The organism is Spirillospora sp. NPDC049024, from assembly GCF_040649235.1.
Taxonomy (GTDB): Bacteria; Actinomycetota; Actinomycetes; order Streptosporangiales; family Streptosporangiaceae; genus Spirillospora.
In genome coordinates this window covers 188,634-205,061 of the sequence record NZ_JBEZFD010000006.1, presented here as the reverse complement: position 1 = coordinate 205,061, position 16,428 = coordinate 188,634, and the positions used below count along the sequence as shown (strand labels likewise).

Below are 16,428 nucleotides of genomic sequence, written 5' to 3'. Positions count from 1 at the left end.
CCGGTGTGTTGTGCCCGTGCGGGTTTGTGTCGTGGCGCTACGGTCGCCCGGCTCGGCGGGTCGTGCGACCTCCAGGCGCCTAGAGCGCCTTCCGGCCGCCCGACCCGCGCCCCGGCTCAGGTCCACTCCAAGAGTGTTTCTGGTGGCACGGCCCAAGAGCGGGGGCCGCCCTCACTCTTCGGGGAGTTTGCGGAGGAAGAGGGCGAATTCGCCAGCGCCGCCTGCTGCGTCCGGGGAGAGGGGGGTGAGGCGGCGTTCGCCGTGGCTCCAGTAGACGCCGGGGGCGCAGGGGTCGTCGGCGGCGGCGTGCATCTCGCGGACGACGTCGGCGAAGACGGGCAGCACCTCGCGGACGGCCGTGGAGGTGATCGGGTACAGCAGCAGCGTGCTGTGGCAGGGGACCCCGACCAGGGCGCCGTGCTCGTTCGGCCACGGCACGAACTGGTGGACCTCGCTGAGCAGCGCCGACACGTAGCGGCTGCCCGGCTTGCCGACGACGCGGACGTTGCGGCCGGGCAGGAGCGGCTGGTCGTGGACGGACACGTCGGCCAGCTCGCGGTCGTGGGTGTTCGTCATCACGTAGCCGAGCTTGTGCAGGCCGAGCAGGCCCGCGCGGGCCTTGGTGAGGGGGCCGCCGTAGCGGGGGTGCTCGATCATCACCATGGCGTCGAAGTGGTCGCCGGCGGGGACGACGACGAGGCCCTCGCGGTCGCGGGGGTCGAGCTTCGGCACGATGCGCAGGCGCAGCAGCTCCCGGACGTCGCCGAACAGCTCCATCTCACCGACGGCGAGGAACGCGCGGTCGCCGACCTCGCGGACCCACTCGTCCACCACCTTCGGCCACGCCGAGCGCGGCTCGCGGGCGCAGCGCTCCAGCACCGTCCAGCTGGAGGCGCGCGCCTCCGACCGGCCCACGGGCAGCACCACCTCGGAGGTGCCGGGATCGAACCAGGCGCTGGGCGCCAGGGCGGGCAGCACGTCGCGGATGAGCGCGTGCACGTCCGCCGCCGCGTCCAACGGTTCCATGGGGCTCATCCTCCCTCAGCCTTCGGCGGATCACGTCGTACACCACCTTCTCAGAGTTGGGCCCGGTTGTGCGATGCATCCCGATCCCCGCCTCGCACTCGCTGATCAGGAGTTGCTCAAGTACGGTGCCTACATGCGCGAACTCGTTTACCCACCGGTGATCAAGACGGCTCTCGGCGTGTTCAAGGCTCTGAACATCAGAGTCCGTCTGGAGGGGACCGACCAGATCCCCAGCACCGGTGGGGCGGTGCTCGTCAGCAACCACGTCAGCTACCTCGACTTCATCTTCGCCGGCCTCGCCGCCCACCCCAAGGGCCGGCTGGTGCGGTTCATGGCGAAGAAGGAGATCTTCGACAACCGGATCGCCGGGCCGCTGATGCGCGGCATGCACCACATCCCGGTGGACCGCAACGCGGGCGCCTCCTCGTACGCGGCGGCGCTCAAGGCGCTGCGGAGCGGCGAGATCGTCGGGGTGTTCGCCGAGGCGACTATCAGCCGCTCGTTCACGGTGAAGGACATCAAGAGCGGCGCGGTGCGGATGGCGGTGGCGTCCAAGACCCCGCTCATCCCGGTCGCGCTCTGGGGCCCGCAGCGCATGTGGACCAAAGGCCGCAAGCGCCGGCTCCTCCAGCGCAACGTGCCGGTGACGATCCTCGTCGGCGAGCCGATGTACCCCAAGCGCGGCGACGACTACGAGCAGGTCACCCGGGATCTGCAGGCCCGGATGTCGGAGCTGCTGGAGCGTGCGCAGCGCGAGTACCCCGAGGTCCCGGCCTCGGACGAGACGTGGTGGCAGCCCGCCTACCTCGGCGGCACGGCGCCGACGCCGGAGGAGGCCGAGAAGCTCGACCTGGAGGAGGCCGAGGCGCGCAAGGCCGCCCGCGCGGAGCGCGAGGCCAAGGAGGGCGGCGACTCCTGAACCGCGCCGGTTCCTGACGTACGTCGACGCGGCGCGCCCGGCTAAATCGGTGGACGCGGCGCGCCGCCGGGCGTGATCATCGTTGCCATGACCATGTCGCAGGAGAGGCCGCAGGAGGTCCTGCATCTGATCGAGCCGCTGGAGGGCGCCGACGCGCCGGAGCCCGCGCTGCCCGTGGTCTTCAACCTGTCCGACAACAACTCGCCCGCCGACGTGATGGACGTGCTGTCGCTGCGCCCGTTCGCGTCCGGGGAGCAGCCGTGGTCGCGCTCGACGCGGCTGGAGAACGTCCGCGCGGAGGCGCCGCTGCGCCCGGACGACGCCAGGCTCGTGCGGGTCGCGCACGAGAAGGGCAAGGAGTCGGTGCTCGCCGAGGGCGACGGCTGGACGCTGCTCACCAACCGGTGGAAGAGCGGCGTCGCCTACGTCGCGGTGTCCGCCGTGACCGACGAGCTCGCCGAGACCGTCCTCGAGGCGTCGGTGAAGGACGCGACCGAGCCGCCGAAGGTGGACGAGACCAGCGTCGAGATGGGCTTCTGGCACATGGGGGCGCACGGCCCCGTGCGCAGCGAGCGCGCCATCACCGCCGACGCGTGGGAGGACATCCGGCGCAACTACACCGCGCCGGTCGCCGAGGCGCTCGACTCGGTGATGAAGCTCACCCGCGAGGAGGTCTCCGGACGGCTGCTGCTCCTGCACGGCCCGCCCGGCACCGGCAAGACGACCGCGCTGCGCGCCCTCGCCCGCGCCTGGAACGGCTGGTGCCAGTCCGACTGCGTCCTCGACCCCGAGGCGCTGTTCGGCACGCCCAGCTACCTGATGGAGGTCGCGGTCGGCGACGACGAGGACGAGAACCGCCGCTGGCGGCTGCTCATCCTGGAGGACTGCGACGAGCTGATCCGCGGCGAGGCCAAGCAGTCGACGGGCCAGGGCCTGTCGCGGCTGCTGAACCTCACCGACGGCATGCTCGGCCAGGGCCGGGACGTGCTGGTGGCCATCACCACCAACGAGGACCTCGCCATGCTGCACCCGGCGGTGGTCCGTCCCGGCCGCTGCCTCGCGCAGATCGAGGTGGGCCGGCTCACCCGCGCGGAGTCGCTCTCCTGGCTGGACGGCTCGGACGTCCCCGCCGCGGAGATCGGCGCCGACGGCGCGACGCTCGCGGAGCTCGCCGCGCTCCGCAAGGGCGAGAAGCGCCCCGAGGGTCAGGACGCTCCCGCCACCGACACGGGCTTCTACCTCTAGGCCCTCCGGTCAGGTCGCCTTCCGAAGGGCCTGGTCGATGTCGGCCCAGAGGTCGTCGGGGTGTTCGAGGCCCACCGACAGGCGCACCGTTCCCTCGCCGATGCCGGCCGCGGCGAGGGACGCGGCGTCGAGCTGCCGGTGCGACGTGCTGGCCGGGTGCATGACCAGGGTCGCGATGTCGCCGAGCGACGGCCCGAGCGATACGAGCTCGACGGCCTCGGAGAACGTCCGGCCCGCGTCCCGGCCGCCGTGCGGCTCGAACGCGAGGACGCCGCCGGCGCCGTCCGGCAGCAGCCGCCGGGCGATGTCGTGCTGCGGGTGGTCCTCCAGCCCCGGGTAGTGGACGCGGGCGACGGACGGGTGGCCGGCCAGGCGCCGGGCGAGGTCGAGGGCCGACGCGCTCTGCCTGGCGACGCGCAGCGGCATCGTGGCGAGGCCCCGGACGGTCAGCCAGGAGGCGAACGGGTCGGGGGTGGAGCCCAGCTCGACGGCGTGCTCCCAGACGCGCTGGTGGACGGCCTTGTCGGCGAAGACGGCGGCGCCGCCGATGGTGTCGCCGTGGCCGCCGAGGTACTTCGTGGTCGAGTGGACGACGATGTCGACCCCGTGCTCGATGGGCCTGCACAGGAGCGGGACGAAGGTGTTGTCGACGACGGTCAGCACGCCCGTCCCGCGGACGGCCTCGGTGAACGCGGGCAGGTCCGTCACGTGGGTGGTGGGGTTGGCGACCGTCTCCAGGTAGAGGACCCTCGTCGTGTCGCGCAGCGCGTCGCGCACCTCGGCCGGGTCGTCGCCCGAGACGAACGTCACCTCGACGCCCCACCGCGCGGCGAGGTCCTTGAGCAGCGTGTGGGTTCCGCCGTAGAGGGCGGCCTGCGCGATGACGTGGTCGCCGCTGCGCAGCAGCCCCATCAGGACGGCGTTGACCGCGCCCATGCCGGACGCGGTGGCGAGCGTGCCCGATCCGCCTTCCAGTTCGGTGAGGGCGTGTTCCAGCGCGCGGACGGTCGGGTTGCCCATGCGGGCGTAGAAGAACGCCTCGTCCGGGCCCTGGAACGCGGCGGCCAGCTCGTCGGCGGCGTCGAAGGAGAACAGGTGGCCCTGGTAGAGCGGCACGCCGAGCGGGCGGCTGCCCTCGGGGACGATCACGGGCGGGTGGACGGCTCGGGTCTGCGGGTGGTGTCCGGTCATGTCCTCAAGCCTGCGCCGGGATCGGCGCGGCGGAAACGGCCAATCGCGACCAGTGGCCCGGACCGCGCCCCCGTTCCGAGCTCCCCGATCGCGCTCGCACGGAGCCGGACCACCGGCCCGGCCGAAGGCGCCGCGTCCCTCGCCGGCCGGTACGGTCCCGCCACCGGCCCGCCCACCCCGCGAGGGCGGACCGGTGGTCGGGGTCGTCCGGACGGGGAGCGGAGCCCCTCGGCCGGAGACCCGATCATCACCCGGCGGGGGCCCCTCCCACCATCCGTGGGATCACCGGTATTCCGGGGCCGGAACCCGTACCCGCCGCCCGCGAACTACGGGGTCGCCCGGGCGAACAGCCGCCGGTACACCTGCCGCAGACCGTGGAGATCACTGACAGGCTCCGCGAACGCGAGCCGCACGTCGACCGGCCCCCGCGCACTCGGCGGCGCGTCCGGCGGCGCCGCGCAGCGCAGCCACATGCCGTACCGGTCGAGCCCGAGCGGCCGGACCGGCCCGGACGGGGCCGACTCCGGCAGCAGCCGCGGCAGCTCGGCCCGGTGGGCGGAGTCCAGGTGCGTCAGTATGCCCGCCTCGACGGCGACGAACGGGTCCGGCGCGGCGGCCGCGTACTCCTCGGGCTCCAGGAGCGCGCTCCCCCACGCGTCGGCGACCTCGACCTGGGCGACCTCCAGGGCGAGGACCGTCCACTCGCGCCGGCCGCCCCGCTCGGCGCCGAGGTCGAGCAGTTCGGGACGCGGGTGCGCGCGCGACAGGCGCAGCGCGGCGGCGCGCAGTTCGCCGTCGGGGACCTCGGTCACCCAGCCGTGCAGCCAGGCCCGGCCCCGGACGCGGTCCGGCAGCGGCACCGGCGCGACGTCCGAGATCCGCAGCGTGGCGGGCACGTCCTCCTCGCCGGCCAGGGCCGCGAGGACCGGCGCGTCCGCCCGGACGAGAAGCAGCGGCCTGCCGTCCCGGTCGGTCGCGTGCGCCGGGACGGGCGCGCTGGAGACGCCCGGTGCGACGAGCACGCCGTCCGCGAGGCCGTAGGCGAGGGTCCGCGCGCGCTCCGCCGCCGTCGGGCCCTGCGTGCTCTGCATGGACTGGGTGGGCTGCGTGGACTCCGCTCGCGGCACCGTGCCTCCTTGACGTTGAAGTTAGGCTTGCCTAACTTAGGTTTACCTAACCATCAAGGAGCGTGATGAACAACCCCCGTCCCAAGGTGCGGCTCTCGCGGGCCCTCGGCATCCCGCTGACGCCGAAGAGCGTGAAGTACTTCGAGGCCCGCCCGTACCCGCCCGGCGTGCACGGCCGCGCCCGCAAGCAGGAGAGCGACTACAAGGTCCGGCTCCGCGAGAAGCAGCGGCTCCGCGCGCAGTACGACATCCGCGAGGCGCAGCTCCGCAACGCCTTCGACAAGGCCGCCCGGACGGGCGGCAAGACCGGCGAGGCACTCCTGGCCGACCTCGAATGCCGGCTGGACGCGCTCGTCCTGCGCGCCGGCTTCGCCCGGACGATCTACCAGGCCCGCCAGTTCGTCGTGCACCGCCACGTGCTGGTGAACGGGCGCCGCGTGGACCGCCCGTCCTACCGGCTGCGGCCCGGCGACGTCGTCACGGTCGCCGAGCGGAGCCGCGCGATGGCGCCCTTCCAGGTCGCGGCGGCCGGCGGGCACGCCGCCGAGGTCCCGCCCTACCTGGAGGTCCGGCACGACGCGCTCGCCGCCCGGCTCGTCCGGCTGCCCGAGCGCGCCGAGATCCCCGTCATCTGCGACGAGCAGCTCGTCGTCGAGCACTACTCCCGCTAGCGCAGGTCGCCGAGTTCCTCGCGGGCGGTCGTGCGCAGGACGCGCAGGGCGTCCACGAGGACGCGGCGCTGCTCCTCGGCGAGCGGGCCGGCGAAGTGCCGGCGCAGCGTCTCGGCGTGCACGGCAAGGGCCTCGTCCAGCTTCGCCCGCCCGGCAGGGGTGAGCCCGACCAGCTGGCGGCGCCGGTCGCCGGGCGCCGGCTCGCGGCGGACGAGCCCGGCCTCCTCCATCCGGTCGATGATGCGGGTCATGCCGCCGCTGGTCAGGATCAGCTCGCCGGCCAGCCCGCCCATCGACACCGCGCCGTCCTCACCCGCGCAGTCCCCGCCCGCGCCGGACAGCCTCAGCAGCACCTCGAAGACCGCGTGCCGGATGCCGCAGCGGCGCTCCAGTTCGCGGCCCGCGATCCGCTCCAGCACCGACGCCGCGCCGAGCAGCGCGCCGAACTCGTGCACCAGCTCGTCCGGGACGGTCGTGCCCGGTCCGTCGTGCTCCGTCACGGTCGCCATGATGCCCCCGCCTCGCTCCCGCGGCCCCGTCATCCGCGGAACACCGTCATCGGCATAACGCGCGAGCGCCCCGCACGGCTTCCGTGCGGGGCGCCCTGCGCCGTCTCAGCTCTTCACGGGCGGACTCAGTTCTTCGGCTTGTCGCTCTTCTCCGCCTTCGGCGACTTCGACGCGCCCCCGCCCGGGACGGCCGGCAGCTGGTTCTGGTTCTGCTGCTGGTTCTTGTTCTCGTCGTTGACGCCCGACGGGTACTGCCGGGTGATCCTCCAGTTCCCGTCGATCTTGGCGAGGGCGAGCCGGAGCAGCGTCGCGGGCTGGTTGACCGCGCCGTCCTTGGTCTTCAGCGAGATGTCCATCGTGATCACCGCCGTGGCGAACCGCTCGTCGACGCTGCCCACGAAGACCTGGTTGGTCTTGGAGGTCAGCACCACCGTGGGATCGGCCTGGAAGGCGCCGGCCACGGTCGGCACCGTGTTCTTCTTGTACTCCTCCAGCAGGTCGCCGGCCAGCAGCTTCTGCGCCTTGGCGGTCACCGCCTGGTAGTTCGAGGCGTTGTAGTTGTAGGCGACGTCGCCGTAGGCCGAGGCGACCTTGCTCACGGCCTCCCTGTCGTCCTGCTCGGACGACAGGGAACTGGCGCTCGTCCACTGCCAGATCGCCAGGCTCGCCAGCAGCGCGACCACGACCACCACCACGACCGCCTGCACCATGCTGAGGCCGAAGACCCCCGGTCGGTCCTCCGCGGACGCGGCGGCGGTCGTGCCGGCCGAGGCCTTCTTCGGCGCCTCCTCCTCGGCCTCGTCCTCCGGAGGCTCGAGACGGCTCGGACGCGGCTTGGGCTTGGCGGCGGGCTTGGCGGGGGCCTCGGCAGCGGCCTTGGCCGCCGGCTTGGCCGCCTTCGCCGGACGGGCCGGGGCCTCGTCCTCCGCCTCCTCGTCCTCGGCGTCGAGGGCCTCCAGGACCTCGTCGAGGTCCTCGTCGTCGATGACCTCGATGACCCGCACCCGGCGCTTGCGCCTGGCGGCGGGCTTCGCCGTCCGCTCCGCGGCCTCCGACTCGGCCGCACCGCTCTCGGCGGCCTCCGTCTCGCGGGCCGCGGTCTCGCGGGCCTCGGTCTCCTCGCGCGCCTCCTCGGCCGGGACCGCCTCGACCTCGTCGGCCTCGCCCTTTGTGGTCTTGGCTGTCACTTCGGATACTCCTCGGGGTCGGGATCAGTCCTTGCGCCGACGTAGTCGGGAAAGCCGGGACACCACGGGCACAGAGCCCATCATGACCCTGATCAGCACCAGCAGGGCGATGATCGGCGGAACGTACACCAGCCAGATCGGCGGTCCGCCCGAGGAGTCGCTGTTGTTCGCGGCCTTCCTCGCCTGCAGGTCCTTCTTCTCGTCGAGCGCGGGATCGTGGGTGGGGATCGTCTGGCCCGGGTCCTTGGCCTTGTAGGGCTTCTGCTTGGTCACCGCCGGGGCGCGGCCGCCCGGGCAGGTCGGCACCTGGTTCACCCGCGGCTGCGCGAGCGGGTACTTGTACTCCAGCGTGGCGGGCCTGTTCACCGTGACCTGGAAGACGACGTTCAGGACGGGCTTGCCCTGGTCGGTCCCGATCACGTTGTCCAGGACGACCTTGAGAGGCGGCGCCGCCGCGAGCGTCTGCCGCAGGTGGTTCAGGTAGTCGGGGTCGTACTTGCTGATGCCCAGATTGCCGAGCATGTCCACGGCGCAGCCGAAGTCCGGCTCGGTCTTGTCGAGCAGGTCGTTGACGGTGGTGAGCAGCCCGGGGCCCCGGTCCCGCAGCTCGGCGATCTGGCCCCGCACCTGGCTGAGCGCGGCGGTGAGCGCGGCCAGGTCGTCGATGCCCGAGCCGAGCGAACCGCGGTTCTCGTTCAGCACGTGGGTGATGCGGCCGAGGTCGTTGGTCAGCCCGTCCAGCAGCTCGGTGTTCTGCGCGAACGTCTGGGTGAGGTCGTCGCCGCCGTTGATGATCTGGCGGAGCGAGTCCTCGCGCCCGGCCCACCCGGCGGCCAGCTCCTGGGTGAGCACCTTGGCGTCGTCGGGGTTGATCGCCTTCAGGGTGTCGATGACGGCGCCGAACAGGTCGCCGTACTTCGGCGGGACCTTCGTCTGCGACACCGGTATGACGGTGCCGGGCTTCATCGGCGGGGCGTCGGCCTTGCCGGGGCCCGGGGTCAGCTCCACCACCGGCTCGCCCACCGCGGACTTGCGGGCCGCGGCGGCGGTGACCCCCTGCGGGATCTTGACGCCGCGGTCCATGTCCAGCCGGACGACGACCTTGTTCTTCGCCAGCCGCACGGAGTCGATCTTGCCGACCCGCAGGCCGAGGTAGTCGACCTCGAAGTTCGGGTGCAGGCCCGGCGAGGACTCGAACTCCGCGGTGATGTGGTAGGGCCGGTCGATGAAGTCGAACCGGACGACGTTGTTGAACGCCCACACCACCATCACCGCGGCGAGCACGCCGAACGCCGCCAGGTTGATCGTCAGCCGTCTGTTCATCCGCGCGGCTCCAAGATCTTTTCGAGGTCCGGAAGGGCGCCCTGGAGCTGCTTCGGGATCTCGGGCGTGCGAGCGGTCTTCTGCTTCTTCCGCGGGTCCTGGCCCAGTCCCGGGAAGACCGGGCTGCCGTCCGGCCAGACGATCCGCAGGAGCGGGTACAGCAGCAGCTGGCCGTCATAGGTCGCCAGCGGGAGCTTGTAGCTGAACTCGACCAGACCGTCCACCAGGTCCGTGAGCCGCTTGCGGTTGCTGCCGAGCTGCTCGAGGACGGGGTCGAGGTCGCGCAGCAGCGCCCGGAACCGCAGGATGCGCCCCTCCAGCACCTTGTCGTTCAGCTGCCGGGCCATCGTGGTGAGCTTGTCGACCATGTCGATGATCTTGTGCTTGTCCCGGTTCAGCATCCGGGTGGTGCGTTCGAGCTGCTCGGGGGTCCCGCCGAGGGCGTCGCTGCCCTTGGCGAGGGACCGGCCGAGCCGGGCGAACCGGTCCACCGACTCGCCGAGCTCGCGGCGCTGCTCCGCGAACATCCTGAGCAGCTCGCTCGCCTGCGCGATCGTCTTGTTCAGCTTCTGGCCGTTGCCGTCCAGGGCGGTGGCGCCCGCGTTCACGACCGTCGCGACGTCGTCCCCGGCGAGGGCCTGGATCAGCGGCCCCGCCTGCCCGACGACCTGCTCGAACGCCGGCTGGACGCTGGTGTCGGTGAGCACCGCGCCGGTGGCGAGGAACGGGCCGCGCTCCATGCTGGCGCCGGGCGGCATCTGCAGGTCCACGTAGTTCTCGCCGAGCAGCGAGGTCACCTTGATCTCCGCCCGGGTGCCCTGCGGGATCTTGACGTCGTCCTCGATGGACAGCGTCGCCTTCGCCTTGTACCCGGCGAGCTCGACCTTCGTGACGGTGCCGATCGTGATGTCGGACATCTTCACGCTGTGCCCCGCGACGAGGCCCTGCGCGTCGTCGAACGTGGCGGTGAGCGTCAGGTCGCCCTTCGGCGCTCCCGCCGTCTTGTACGAGCAACCGGAGACGGCCAGGGCCGCGGCCGCGACGAGCACCAGCAGCAGCCTGCCGCCGGCGGACGCGCGCCGCCGCGCGGCGTTGACGGGCCTGCCCATCAGTTGCCTCCGTTCTGCCAGGGACAGTTGGAGTTGGGTGCGGGCAGCGGGCATCCGACCTCGTCGGAGTTCATCAGCCCCTTGATCCAGGTCCGCAGGAACGCGTCCGTGGCGAACCGGATCTGCAGCGACTTGTTCTTCGGGTTGTAGCCGCCGATGATCGCGCCGCTGATGCCGGGCATCACGCGGATGAGCTGGGCCAGCTCCTTGGAGTTGCCCTTCAGGATCAGGGCCGTTCTGGTGAGGACCGCCAAGTCGTACGGCAGGTTGCCCTTGTACTTCTGCAGCAGCTTGTCGCCGTTCTTCGCCAGCTCCAGGATGCCGCCGATCAGCTGCTGCAGCTCGCCGCGCTCGGAGCTCAGCACCTGGCTCGCGGTGCCGAAGTCGCGGATCATCGTGCCGAGGATCTGCTCGCGCCCGCGCACCACCCCGGCCAGCCGGTCGAGGTTCCGCGCGACCTCGATGAGCTCCTTGTCCTGCCCGGCGACGTTCTCGACGAGCCGGGCGCTCTGCTCCAGGGTGGCGTTGAACTCCCCGCCGTTGCCCTTCACCGTGTCGGCGGCCGTGCCGAGCGCGCTCTGCATCTTCGTCGGGTCGAGCGCGTTGGCCAGGTTGGTGAAGGAGCTGAGCGCGTCGTCCACCTCGACGGGCACGTGGGTGCGCTCGATCGGGATGACGTTCGAGGTCTCCTTCTGCTGCCCCGGCTTCCACGCCGGATGCAGGACGAGGTTGCGCTCGCCGATCAGGTTCAGCGGGACGATCGAGGCCTGCACGCCCTCCGGCAGCGGGACGTCCCGGCGCAGATGGAACGTGACCTTGACCCGGTCGCCCTGGTTCTCGACCTTGTCGACGAGCCCCACGTCGGCGCCCATCACCTTGACCTTCGACTCCTCGTAGAAGGAGCGGGCCTTCGGTACGTACACCACCATGGTGCGGTCGCCGCTCGCGGACGGGGCGAGCGAGCAGCCGCCGAGCGAGGCGGTCATGGCGAGGCCGAGCGCGACGGCGACGCCTCTCACCCGGCCTCTCTCCCGGCCGCCGCCGGGGCCTGCGGGGGGCCGTCCCCCCGTGCCGACGCCGCTCATCAGTTGCCTCCCTGCGGTCGCCGCGACGAGATCGGACCGGGCGGCTGCAGCGGTCCGAGCCCGGTGAGCACGCCTTCGACGTACTGGCCGTTCCCCCTGAGGTTCGCGACCTGCTGGAACGTCGGGCCGAGCAGCGAGAAGTTCGTGTTCAGCGCGTCCATGTTGGGCGCGAGCCGCGTCGTCAGAAGGTGCAGGTTGGACAGCAGGCCGTCGAGCTCCTTCTGGTTCTTGGAGATCACGTTGGACAGCGTCCGGACGGTCCGGTTGCCCTGCCCGATCGCCGCGGCGAGCTCGTTGCGGCGGCGGACGAGCGACTGCAGCAGCACCTGGCTGGCGTCGATGATCTGCCGCAGCTCCTGGTCCTTGCCCGCCAGCGTGCCGGTGATCGTCTTGCTGTTCTCGATCAGCCGCTGGATCTCCGGGTAGGAGTCGTTCAGCGTCCGGGACAGCTCCTGGATGTTGACCAGGATGCGGCGCAGCTTCACCGCGCCCGGCGACTTGATCTTGTTGACCTCGGTGAGCAGCTTGTCGACGCTGCGCTGGTCGAGCTTGCCGACGATGTTCTGCGCGCCCTCCAGGGCGTCCGGCACGGTGAACGGGACGCTGGTGCGCGCCAGCGGGATCCGCCGCCGCGACTCCGGCACGTCCGCCATGTAGGGCTTGGAGACCGGACCGGAGAGCCGCAGGTAGCGGCCGCCGAGGAGCGTCGTCGTCTGGATCTCGGCCCTGGTCTTCGGGCCGAGGTCGATGCCGGCGTTCACGTGCCACCTGACGATGACCCTGCCGTGGGCGAAGTCGGGTTCCACGGAGGTGATCCGGCCGGACTTCACCCCGGCGACCCGCACGTCCTGGCCCTTCTTCAGCCCGGCGGTGTCGCTGAACTCCCCGCTCATCGTGTAGCCGCGGTCGAGCAGGTGCAGCTGGCCGATGGCGAACGCGAACACGCAGGCCGCGCCGAGCGCGGCCAGGGTGACGATGGCGACGACCTTCTGGTTGACGTCGCGCAGCGATTTCAGCGCCATCAGCCGCCACCCCCCAGCAGCATCTTCTTGAGCTTGGTGAGGTCGTCCTTGCTCGGCTGGCCCGCGCCGGCCGACCTCGGGACCTCCATCGGGAACGGGCAGGGGCCCTGCACGACGTTCAGGCAGAGCGCGTTGGTGCGCAGGAAGTGGCCGCCGTTCGCGGACGCGAACAGCTGCCGGAGCGTGAGCGGGAGCTGCTGCACCATCTTCTCCAGCTGGTCGACGTTCAGCCGGAACGTCTCGCTGAACCTGCCGAGGTTGGCGATGATGCGGGCGAGCTGCGCGTCGTTGCCGCCGAGCACCTGGTTGAGGTTGGTGGTGACGCCGGAGATCTCCACGACCGCGTTCTCCAGCAGCCGCCGGTTGTTCGCGAAGACCCTGGTCAGCGACTCCAGGTTGTCGACGCTGGCGGCGATCTGCCGGTCCCGGGTGGCGATCGCGTCGCTCACCGTCTCGTAGTCGTCGATCATCCCCTTGATCGTCTTCTTCCGGGCCGCGAACGTCTGGAGCAGCATGTCCAGGTTCTGGGTCAGCAGCGAGATGCTCTGCTCGTTGCCGTCCAGCGCCTGGGAGAAGGCGAAGAGGATCTTGTTGAGCTGGTTCGGGTCCAGGTTGCGGGTGAGCGGGCCGAGGCTGTTGACGATGTCGCCGAGGTCCACCACCGACCTGGTGTGCGGGACGCGGTCGCCGTTGCCCAGCTTGGCCTGGCTCGACCCGGGCTCCAGGTAGACGACCCGCTGGCCCATCACGTTGCGCCAGCGGATCGCCGCGGTGGAGTCGGCGGGCAGCCGGACCTCCTTGTCGACGGCCATCTTGACCACGGCCTTGCCGCGCACGACCTTGATGCTCTCGACCTGGCCGACGGGCGTGCCCGCGACCTTCACGGCGTCGCCCTCCAGCAGGCCGGTGACGTCGTCGAACGTCGCGGACAGCCGGTAGCGGGACTTGAAGCTCGTGCCGAGGATCTGCTGGCCGATGTAGAAGGTGAGCAGCCCGGTCAGCACCACGAACACCCCGAACTTCAGGATCGTGGTGTACTCGGGCCCGCGCGCGGCCTTGCCGCGCATCCGCGGGCTCACGGCCGCGTCCCCGTCGCCGCGCCGCCCTGCCGGCCCTGCTTGCCGCCCGCACCGGGCCGCGGTACGTCGAAGGCCGTCGCCTTGGGGGTGCCCGGGCAGACGTCGATGAAGATCTGGCAGAAGTCCAGCGGGAGGTCGTTGCGCGCCTGGGCGATCAGTGTGCCCTCCGGCCCGGGGATGCGGATGACCTGCGCCAGCAGGCCGAAGAACCCGGTCAGGCTGTCGATCAGGACCGGGACGTTGCGGCGCTGCCCGTTGACCACGTGCACGACCTGGCCGCCCGTGTCGATGATCTTGCCGAGGTTGCGGCCGTGCTGCTCCAGGTTGGTCCCGACCGTCTGCCCCAGCCTGGCCGACTGGTCCAGCAGCTGGGTGACCTTGTCGGGACGCTCGTTGATCACCCGGGACAGCTGGTTGAAGTCCCCGGCGAACCTGGTGATCGTGTCGCCGCGCGCCTCGAACGTGCCGGACAGGCCGTTGATGTCGTTCAGCAGCGACTGGATCGCGGCCCGGTCCTTGTAGGTCGCGTCGACGACGATCGCGCCGTTGTCGATCGTCCGGCGGAGCGCGGGCCCCTGCCCGGAGAGCCCGGCGCCGAAGGTGTGCAGGATCGTCGCCACGTCGTCGGGGTTGATCGCCCGCGTGAGCCGGTAGGTGGGCCAGGCCGTGTCCGACAGCTCCTGCGGGTCGTTGGTCTTCGAGATCCGCCCGCCGTCCTTCAGGTAGGGGCCGCTCAGCTCGTGCGCGCCGAGGTCGAGGGCGAGGTCCTTCGGGCCGAACACCGAGACCGGCTCGACGGTCGCGACCGCCGTGTCGGCGATCTTTATGCCCTTGTCGACCCGGAGCCGGACGGTGACCTTGCCGTTGCCGTCGAGCTTGATGCGGTCGACGGCGCCGACCGCGATCCCGCGGACCTTCACATCGGACTTGCCCGGGTCGAGCCCCTGCCCGGCGCGGTCGAACGTCGCCTCGTAGTAGGTGGAGCCCGCGTGGGACGGCGTGGAGCCGACCGCGACGAACGCCGCGGCCGCCGCGATGACGCCGGCGCCGACCAGCCCGAAGGCCGTCCGGGATCGGCTGGAGAGTGATTCGTCGCTCATCCGGTCAGCCTCACCGTGCCGCCGTTGCCCCAGAAGATGTACGACAGGACCAGGTTCATCAGGATCATCAGGATGGTCGACTCCCGGATGGCGCGGCCGGCGGCGACGCCGACGCCGACCGGGCCGCCCGCCGCGTAGTAGCCGCGGTAGCAGTGGATGAACATGATGATGAAGGCGAACACCGCGACCTTGATGACGCTGTAGAACACGTCGATCGGCGGCAGGTAGAGGTGGAAGTAGTAGTCGTAGATGCCGGGTGACAGGCCGAAGTACTGGATCGTGATGAACCTCGTGGCGAAGAACGCCATGAAGAGCGAGACCAGGTACAGCGGCACCAGCGCGATCACGCCGGCCGCGACCCTGGTGCACACCAGGTAGGCCAGCGAGTTGATGCCCATGACCTCCAGCGCGTCGATCTCCTCGGAGATCCGCATCGCGCCGATCTCGGCGGTGAACCCGGTGCCGACCTGCGCGACCAGCGCGACGCCCGCGATGATCGGGGTGACCTCGCGGACGTTGGAGTAGCTCGCGACCAGCCCGGTGAAGGCCTCGGCGCCGATGCGCTCCAGGCCCGGGTAGCCCTGCAGGCCGACCATCGCGCCGGTGGCGAGCGACATCGTCGCGATCACGAAGATCATGCCGCCGCCGATGACGAGCGCGCCGACGCCGACGGTGATGTCGCTGACCTGCTTGGCGAGGGTCTTGCCGTACTTGCGGCGGATGATGATGTCGAAGAACAGGTGGTACAGGACCCTGCCGAGGAAGACCGGCAGGTCGGCCGACGCGGCGAGGCCCGCGGTGCGGCCCCTGACGGCGCGGCCCAGCTTGCGGACGGGGGATATGGCGACCATCAGAACCTCGGGGGGAACAGGACCTGGTAGATCATGGTGAGGATGTAGTTCGTCGCGAACACCACGATCGAGGTGACGACCACCGCCTTGTTGACCGCGCGGCCCACACCGACGGGCCCGAAGTCGCAGTTCATGCCCATGTAGCAGGCGACGGCGGCGGCGATGAACCCGAACACCCACGCCTTGAACAGGGTGATCATCAGGTCCGAGAACTGCAGCAGGGCCGTGGCTCCGTCGAAGAACGCGCCGGGGCTGACGCCCTGCTGGATGACGTTGAAGTAGTAGCCGCCGACGATGCCCGCCAGGATCACCACCGAGCACAGCAGCCCGGACACCATGCTCGCCGCCCACAGCCTGGGGGTGACCAGGCGGTGGATCGGGTTGATGCCCATGACCTCCATCGCCGCGAGTTCGTCGCGGATGTTGCGGGCGCCCATGTCGGCGGTGATGGCCGACCCGCCCACCCCGGAGACCAGCAGCGCGGCGGCCAGCGGCGCCACCTGCTGGATCATCGCCGCGGTGAGCAGCGCTCCGGTGCCCGACTGGGCGCCGAGCTGCCGGGCGATGTCGCCCACCTGCAGGGAGATCGTCGCGCCCAGCGGAACCGCGATGAGCATCACGGGGACGCTGGTGACGCGCGCGAGGAACCAGCACTGCTCGACGAACTCGCCCCACCACTGGCGCAGGTCCCAGGTGCGGCGCAGCCCTTCGAGAAGGGTCACGCACAGCAGTCCGGTCTCGTCGAGCGCTCGCCCGACGCGTCTGCGTGCCAGGTCCGGGGCCTTGTTCAGGCTCAGGGCCATCAGCCGGTGCCCTCCCCCGGGGCGGGGATGCGAAGGGTCACTCCAGCCTCCTTTGTGCTCGGACGTCGGCGCCCATCCGAAACACCGGATCCTGCCGTGCCACGGCGGCGCCCTCGTCTGCTCTGTCGTGCGCGCCACAGCGGTCTCGGCCGAGACCGGTTACCACACGCGGATCCGCGCA

At 71.2% G+C, this 16,428-nt stretch carries 16 protein-coding genes; 3 read left to right on the top strand and 13 right to left on the bottom strand.

The annotated features are described in order from the left end of the window. Positions 1-171: 171 nt before the first annotated feature. Complete coding sequence (locus AB0C21_RS13445; protein ID WP_500204273.1) at positions 172-1,026, bottom strand: hypothetical protein; 855 nt, start codon at positions 1,024-1,026, stop codon at positions 172-174. 133 nt (positions 1,027-1,159) lie between these two features. Between AB0C21_RS13445 and AB0C21_RS13440 the strand changes: the two genes are divergently transcribed. Beyond that, positions 1,160-1,945 carry a lysophospholipid acyltransferase family protein gene (locus tag AB0C21_RS13440; RefSeq protein WP_500204272.1) on the top strand — a complete coding sequence of 262 codons (786 nt, stop codon included), beginning with the start codon at positions 1,160-1,162 and terminating at the stop codon, positions 1,943-1,945. An 87-nt stretch (positions 1,946-2,032) separates the two neighbouring features. Continuing rightward, complete coding sequence (locus AB0C21_RS13435; protein WP_308800793.1) at positions 2,033-3,190, top strand: DUF5925 domain-containing protein; 1,158 nt, start codon at positions 2,033-2,035, stop codon at positions 3,188-3,190. 9 nt (positions 3,191-3,199) lie between these two features. Here the strand turns inward: AB0C21_RS13435 and AB0C21_RS13430 are convergent, their stop codons facing one another. Next, positions 3,200-4,381 carry a trans-sulfuration enzyme family protein gene (locus AB0C21_RS13430; protein ID WP_500204271.1) on the bottom strand — a complete coding sequence of 394 codons (1,182 nt, stop codon included), beginning with the start codon at positions 4,379-4,381 and terminating at the stop codon, positions 3,200-3,202. 326 nt (positions 4,382-4,707) lie between these two features. Continuing rightward, positions 4,708-5,508, bottom strand: a complete 801-nt coding sequence (locus AB0C21_RS13425) for a DUF2470 domain-containing protein (protein ID WP_500204270.1) — start codon at positions 5,506-5,508, stop codon at positions 4,708-4,710. A gap of 65 nt (positions 5,509-5,573) precedes the next feature. On the opposite strand from AB0C21_RS13425, the gene rpsD reads away from it, so the two are divergent. Further along, positions 5,574-6,179 carry a 30S ribosomal protein S4 gene (gene rpsD, locus AB0C21_RS13420; protein WP_500204269.1) on the top strand — a complete coding sequence of 202 codons (606 nt, stop codon included), beginning with the start codon at positions 5,574-5,576 and terminating at the stop codon, positions 6,177-6,179. Here rpsD and AB0C21_RS13415 read toward each other — a convergent pair. The 10 genes from AB0C21_RS13415 to AB0C21_RS13370 form a co-directional block, all read right to left on the bottom strand. Continuing rightward, positions 6,176-6,688: a MarR family winged helix-turn-helix transcriptional regulator gene (locus tag AB0C21_RS13415; protein ID WP_500204268.1), complete on the bottom strand. Its 513-nt coding sequence runs from the start codon at positions 6,686-6,688 to the stop codon at positions 6,176-6,178. The genes rpsD and AB0C21_RS13415 overlap by 4 nt on opposite strands. Positions 6,689-6,813: 125 nt before the next feature. Beyond that, positions 6,814-7,875: a hypothetical protein gene (locus tag AB0C21_RS13410; RefSeq protein WP_500204267.1), complete on the bottom strand. Its 1,062-nt coding sequence runs from the start codon at positions 7,873-7,875 to the stop codon at positions 6,814-6,816. Between the two features lie 24 nt (positions 7,876-7,899). Beyond that, positions 7,900-9,198: an MCE family protein gene (locus tag AB0C21_RS13405; RefSeq protein WP_500204266.1), complete on the bottom strand. Its 1,299-nt coding sequence runs from the start codon at positions 9,196-9,198 to the stop codon at positions 7,900-7,902. Continuing rightward, complete coding sequence (locus tag AB0C21_RS13400) at positions 9,195-10,307, bottom strand: MCE family protein (RefSeq protein ID WP_500204265.1); 1,113 nt, start codon at positions 10,305-10,307, stop codon at positions 9,195-9,197. The genes AB0C21_RS13405 and AB0C21_RS13400 overlap by 4 nt, the downstream gene beginning before the upstream one ends. Further along, complete coding sequence (locus tag AB0C21_RS13395; RefSeq protein WP_500204264.1) at positions 10,307-11,326, bottom strand: MCE family protein; 1,020 nt, start codon at positions 11,324-11,326, stop codon at positions 10,307-10,309. The genes AB0C21_RS13400 and AB0C21_RS13395 overlap by 1 nt, the downstream gene beginning before the upstream one ends. Positions 11,327-11,391: 65 nt before the next feature. Next, the gene (locus AB0C21_RS13390) at positions 11,392-12,414 is read right to left on the bottom strand and encodes an MCE family protein (RefSeq protein ID WP_500204263.1); all 1,023 of its coding nucleotides are present in this window, start codon (positions 12,412-12,414) and stop codon (positions 11,392-11,394) included. Next, complete coding sequence (locus AB0C21_RS13385) at positions 12,414-13,493, bottom strand: MCE family protein (RefSeq protein WP_500204262.1); 1,080 nt, start codon at positions 13,491-13,493, stop codon at positions 12,414-12,416. The genes AB0C21_RS13390 and AB0C21_RS13385 overlap by 1 nt, the downstream gene beginning before the upstream one ends. Further along, positions 13,490-14,593, bottom strand: coding sequence for an MlaD family protein (locus AB0C21_RS13380; RefSeq protein ID WP_500204261.1), 1,104 nt, complete (start codon positions 14,591-14,593; stop codon positions 13,490-13,492). Before AB0C21_RS13380 ends, AB0C21_RS13385 begins: the two co-directional genes overlap by 4 nt. Next, positions 14,590-15,444 carry an MlaE family ABC transporter permease gene (locus AB0C21_RS13375; RefSeq protein ID WP_149259504.1) on the bottom strand — a complete coding sequence of 285 codons (855 nt, stop codon included), beginning with the start codon at positions 15,442-15,444 and terminating at the stop codon, positions 14,590-14,592. Before AB0C21_RS13375 ends, AB0C21_RS13380 begins: the two co-directional genes overlap by 4 nt. Beyond that, positions 15,444-16,247: an MlaE family ABC transporter permease gene (locus AB0C21_RS13370; protein WP_500204260.1), complete on the bottom strand. Its 804-nt coding sequence runs from the start codon at positions 16,245-16,247 to the stop codon at positions 15,444-15,446. The genes AB0C21_RS13375 and AB0C21_RS13370 overlap by 1 nt, the downstream gene beginning before the upstream one ends. Positions 16,248-16,428 lie beyond the last annotated feature (181 nt).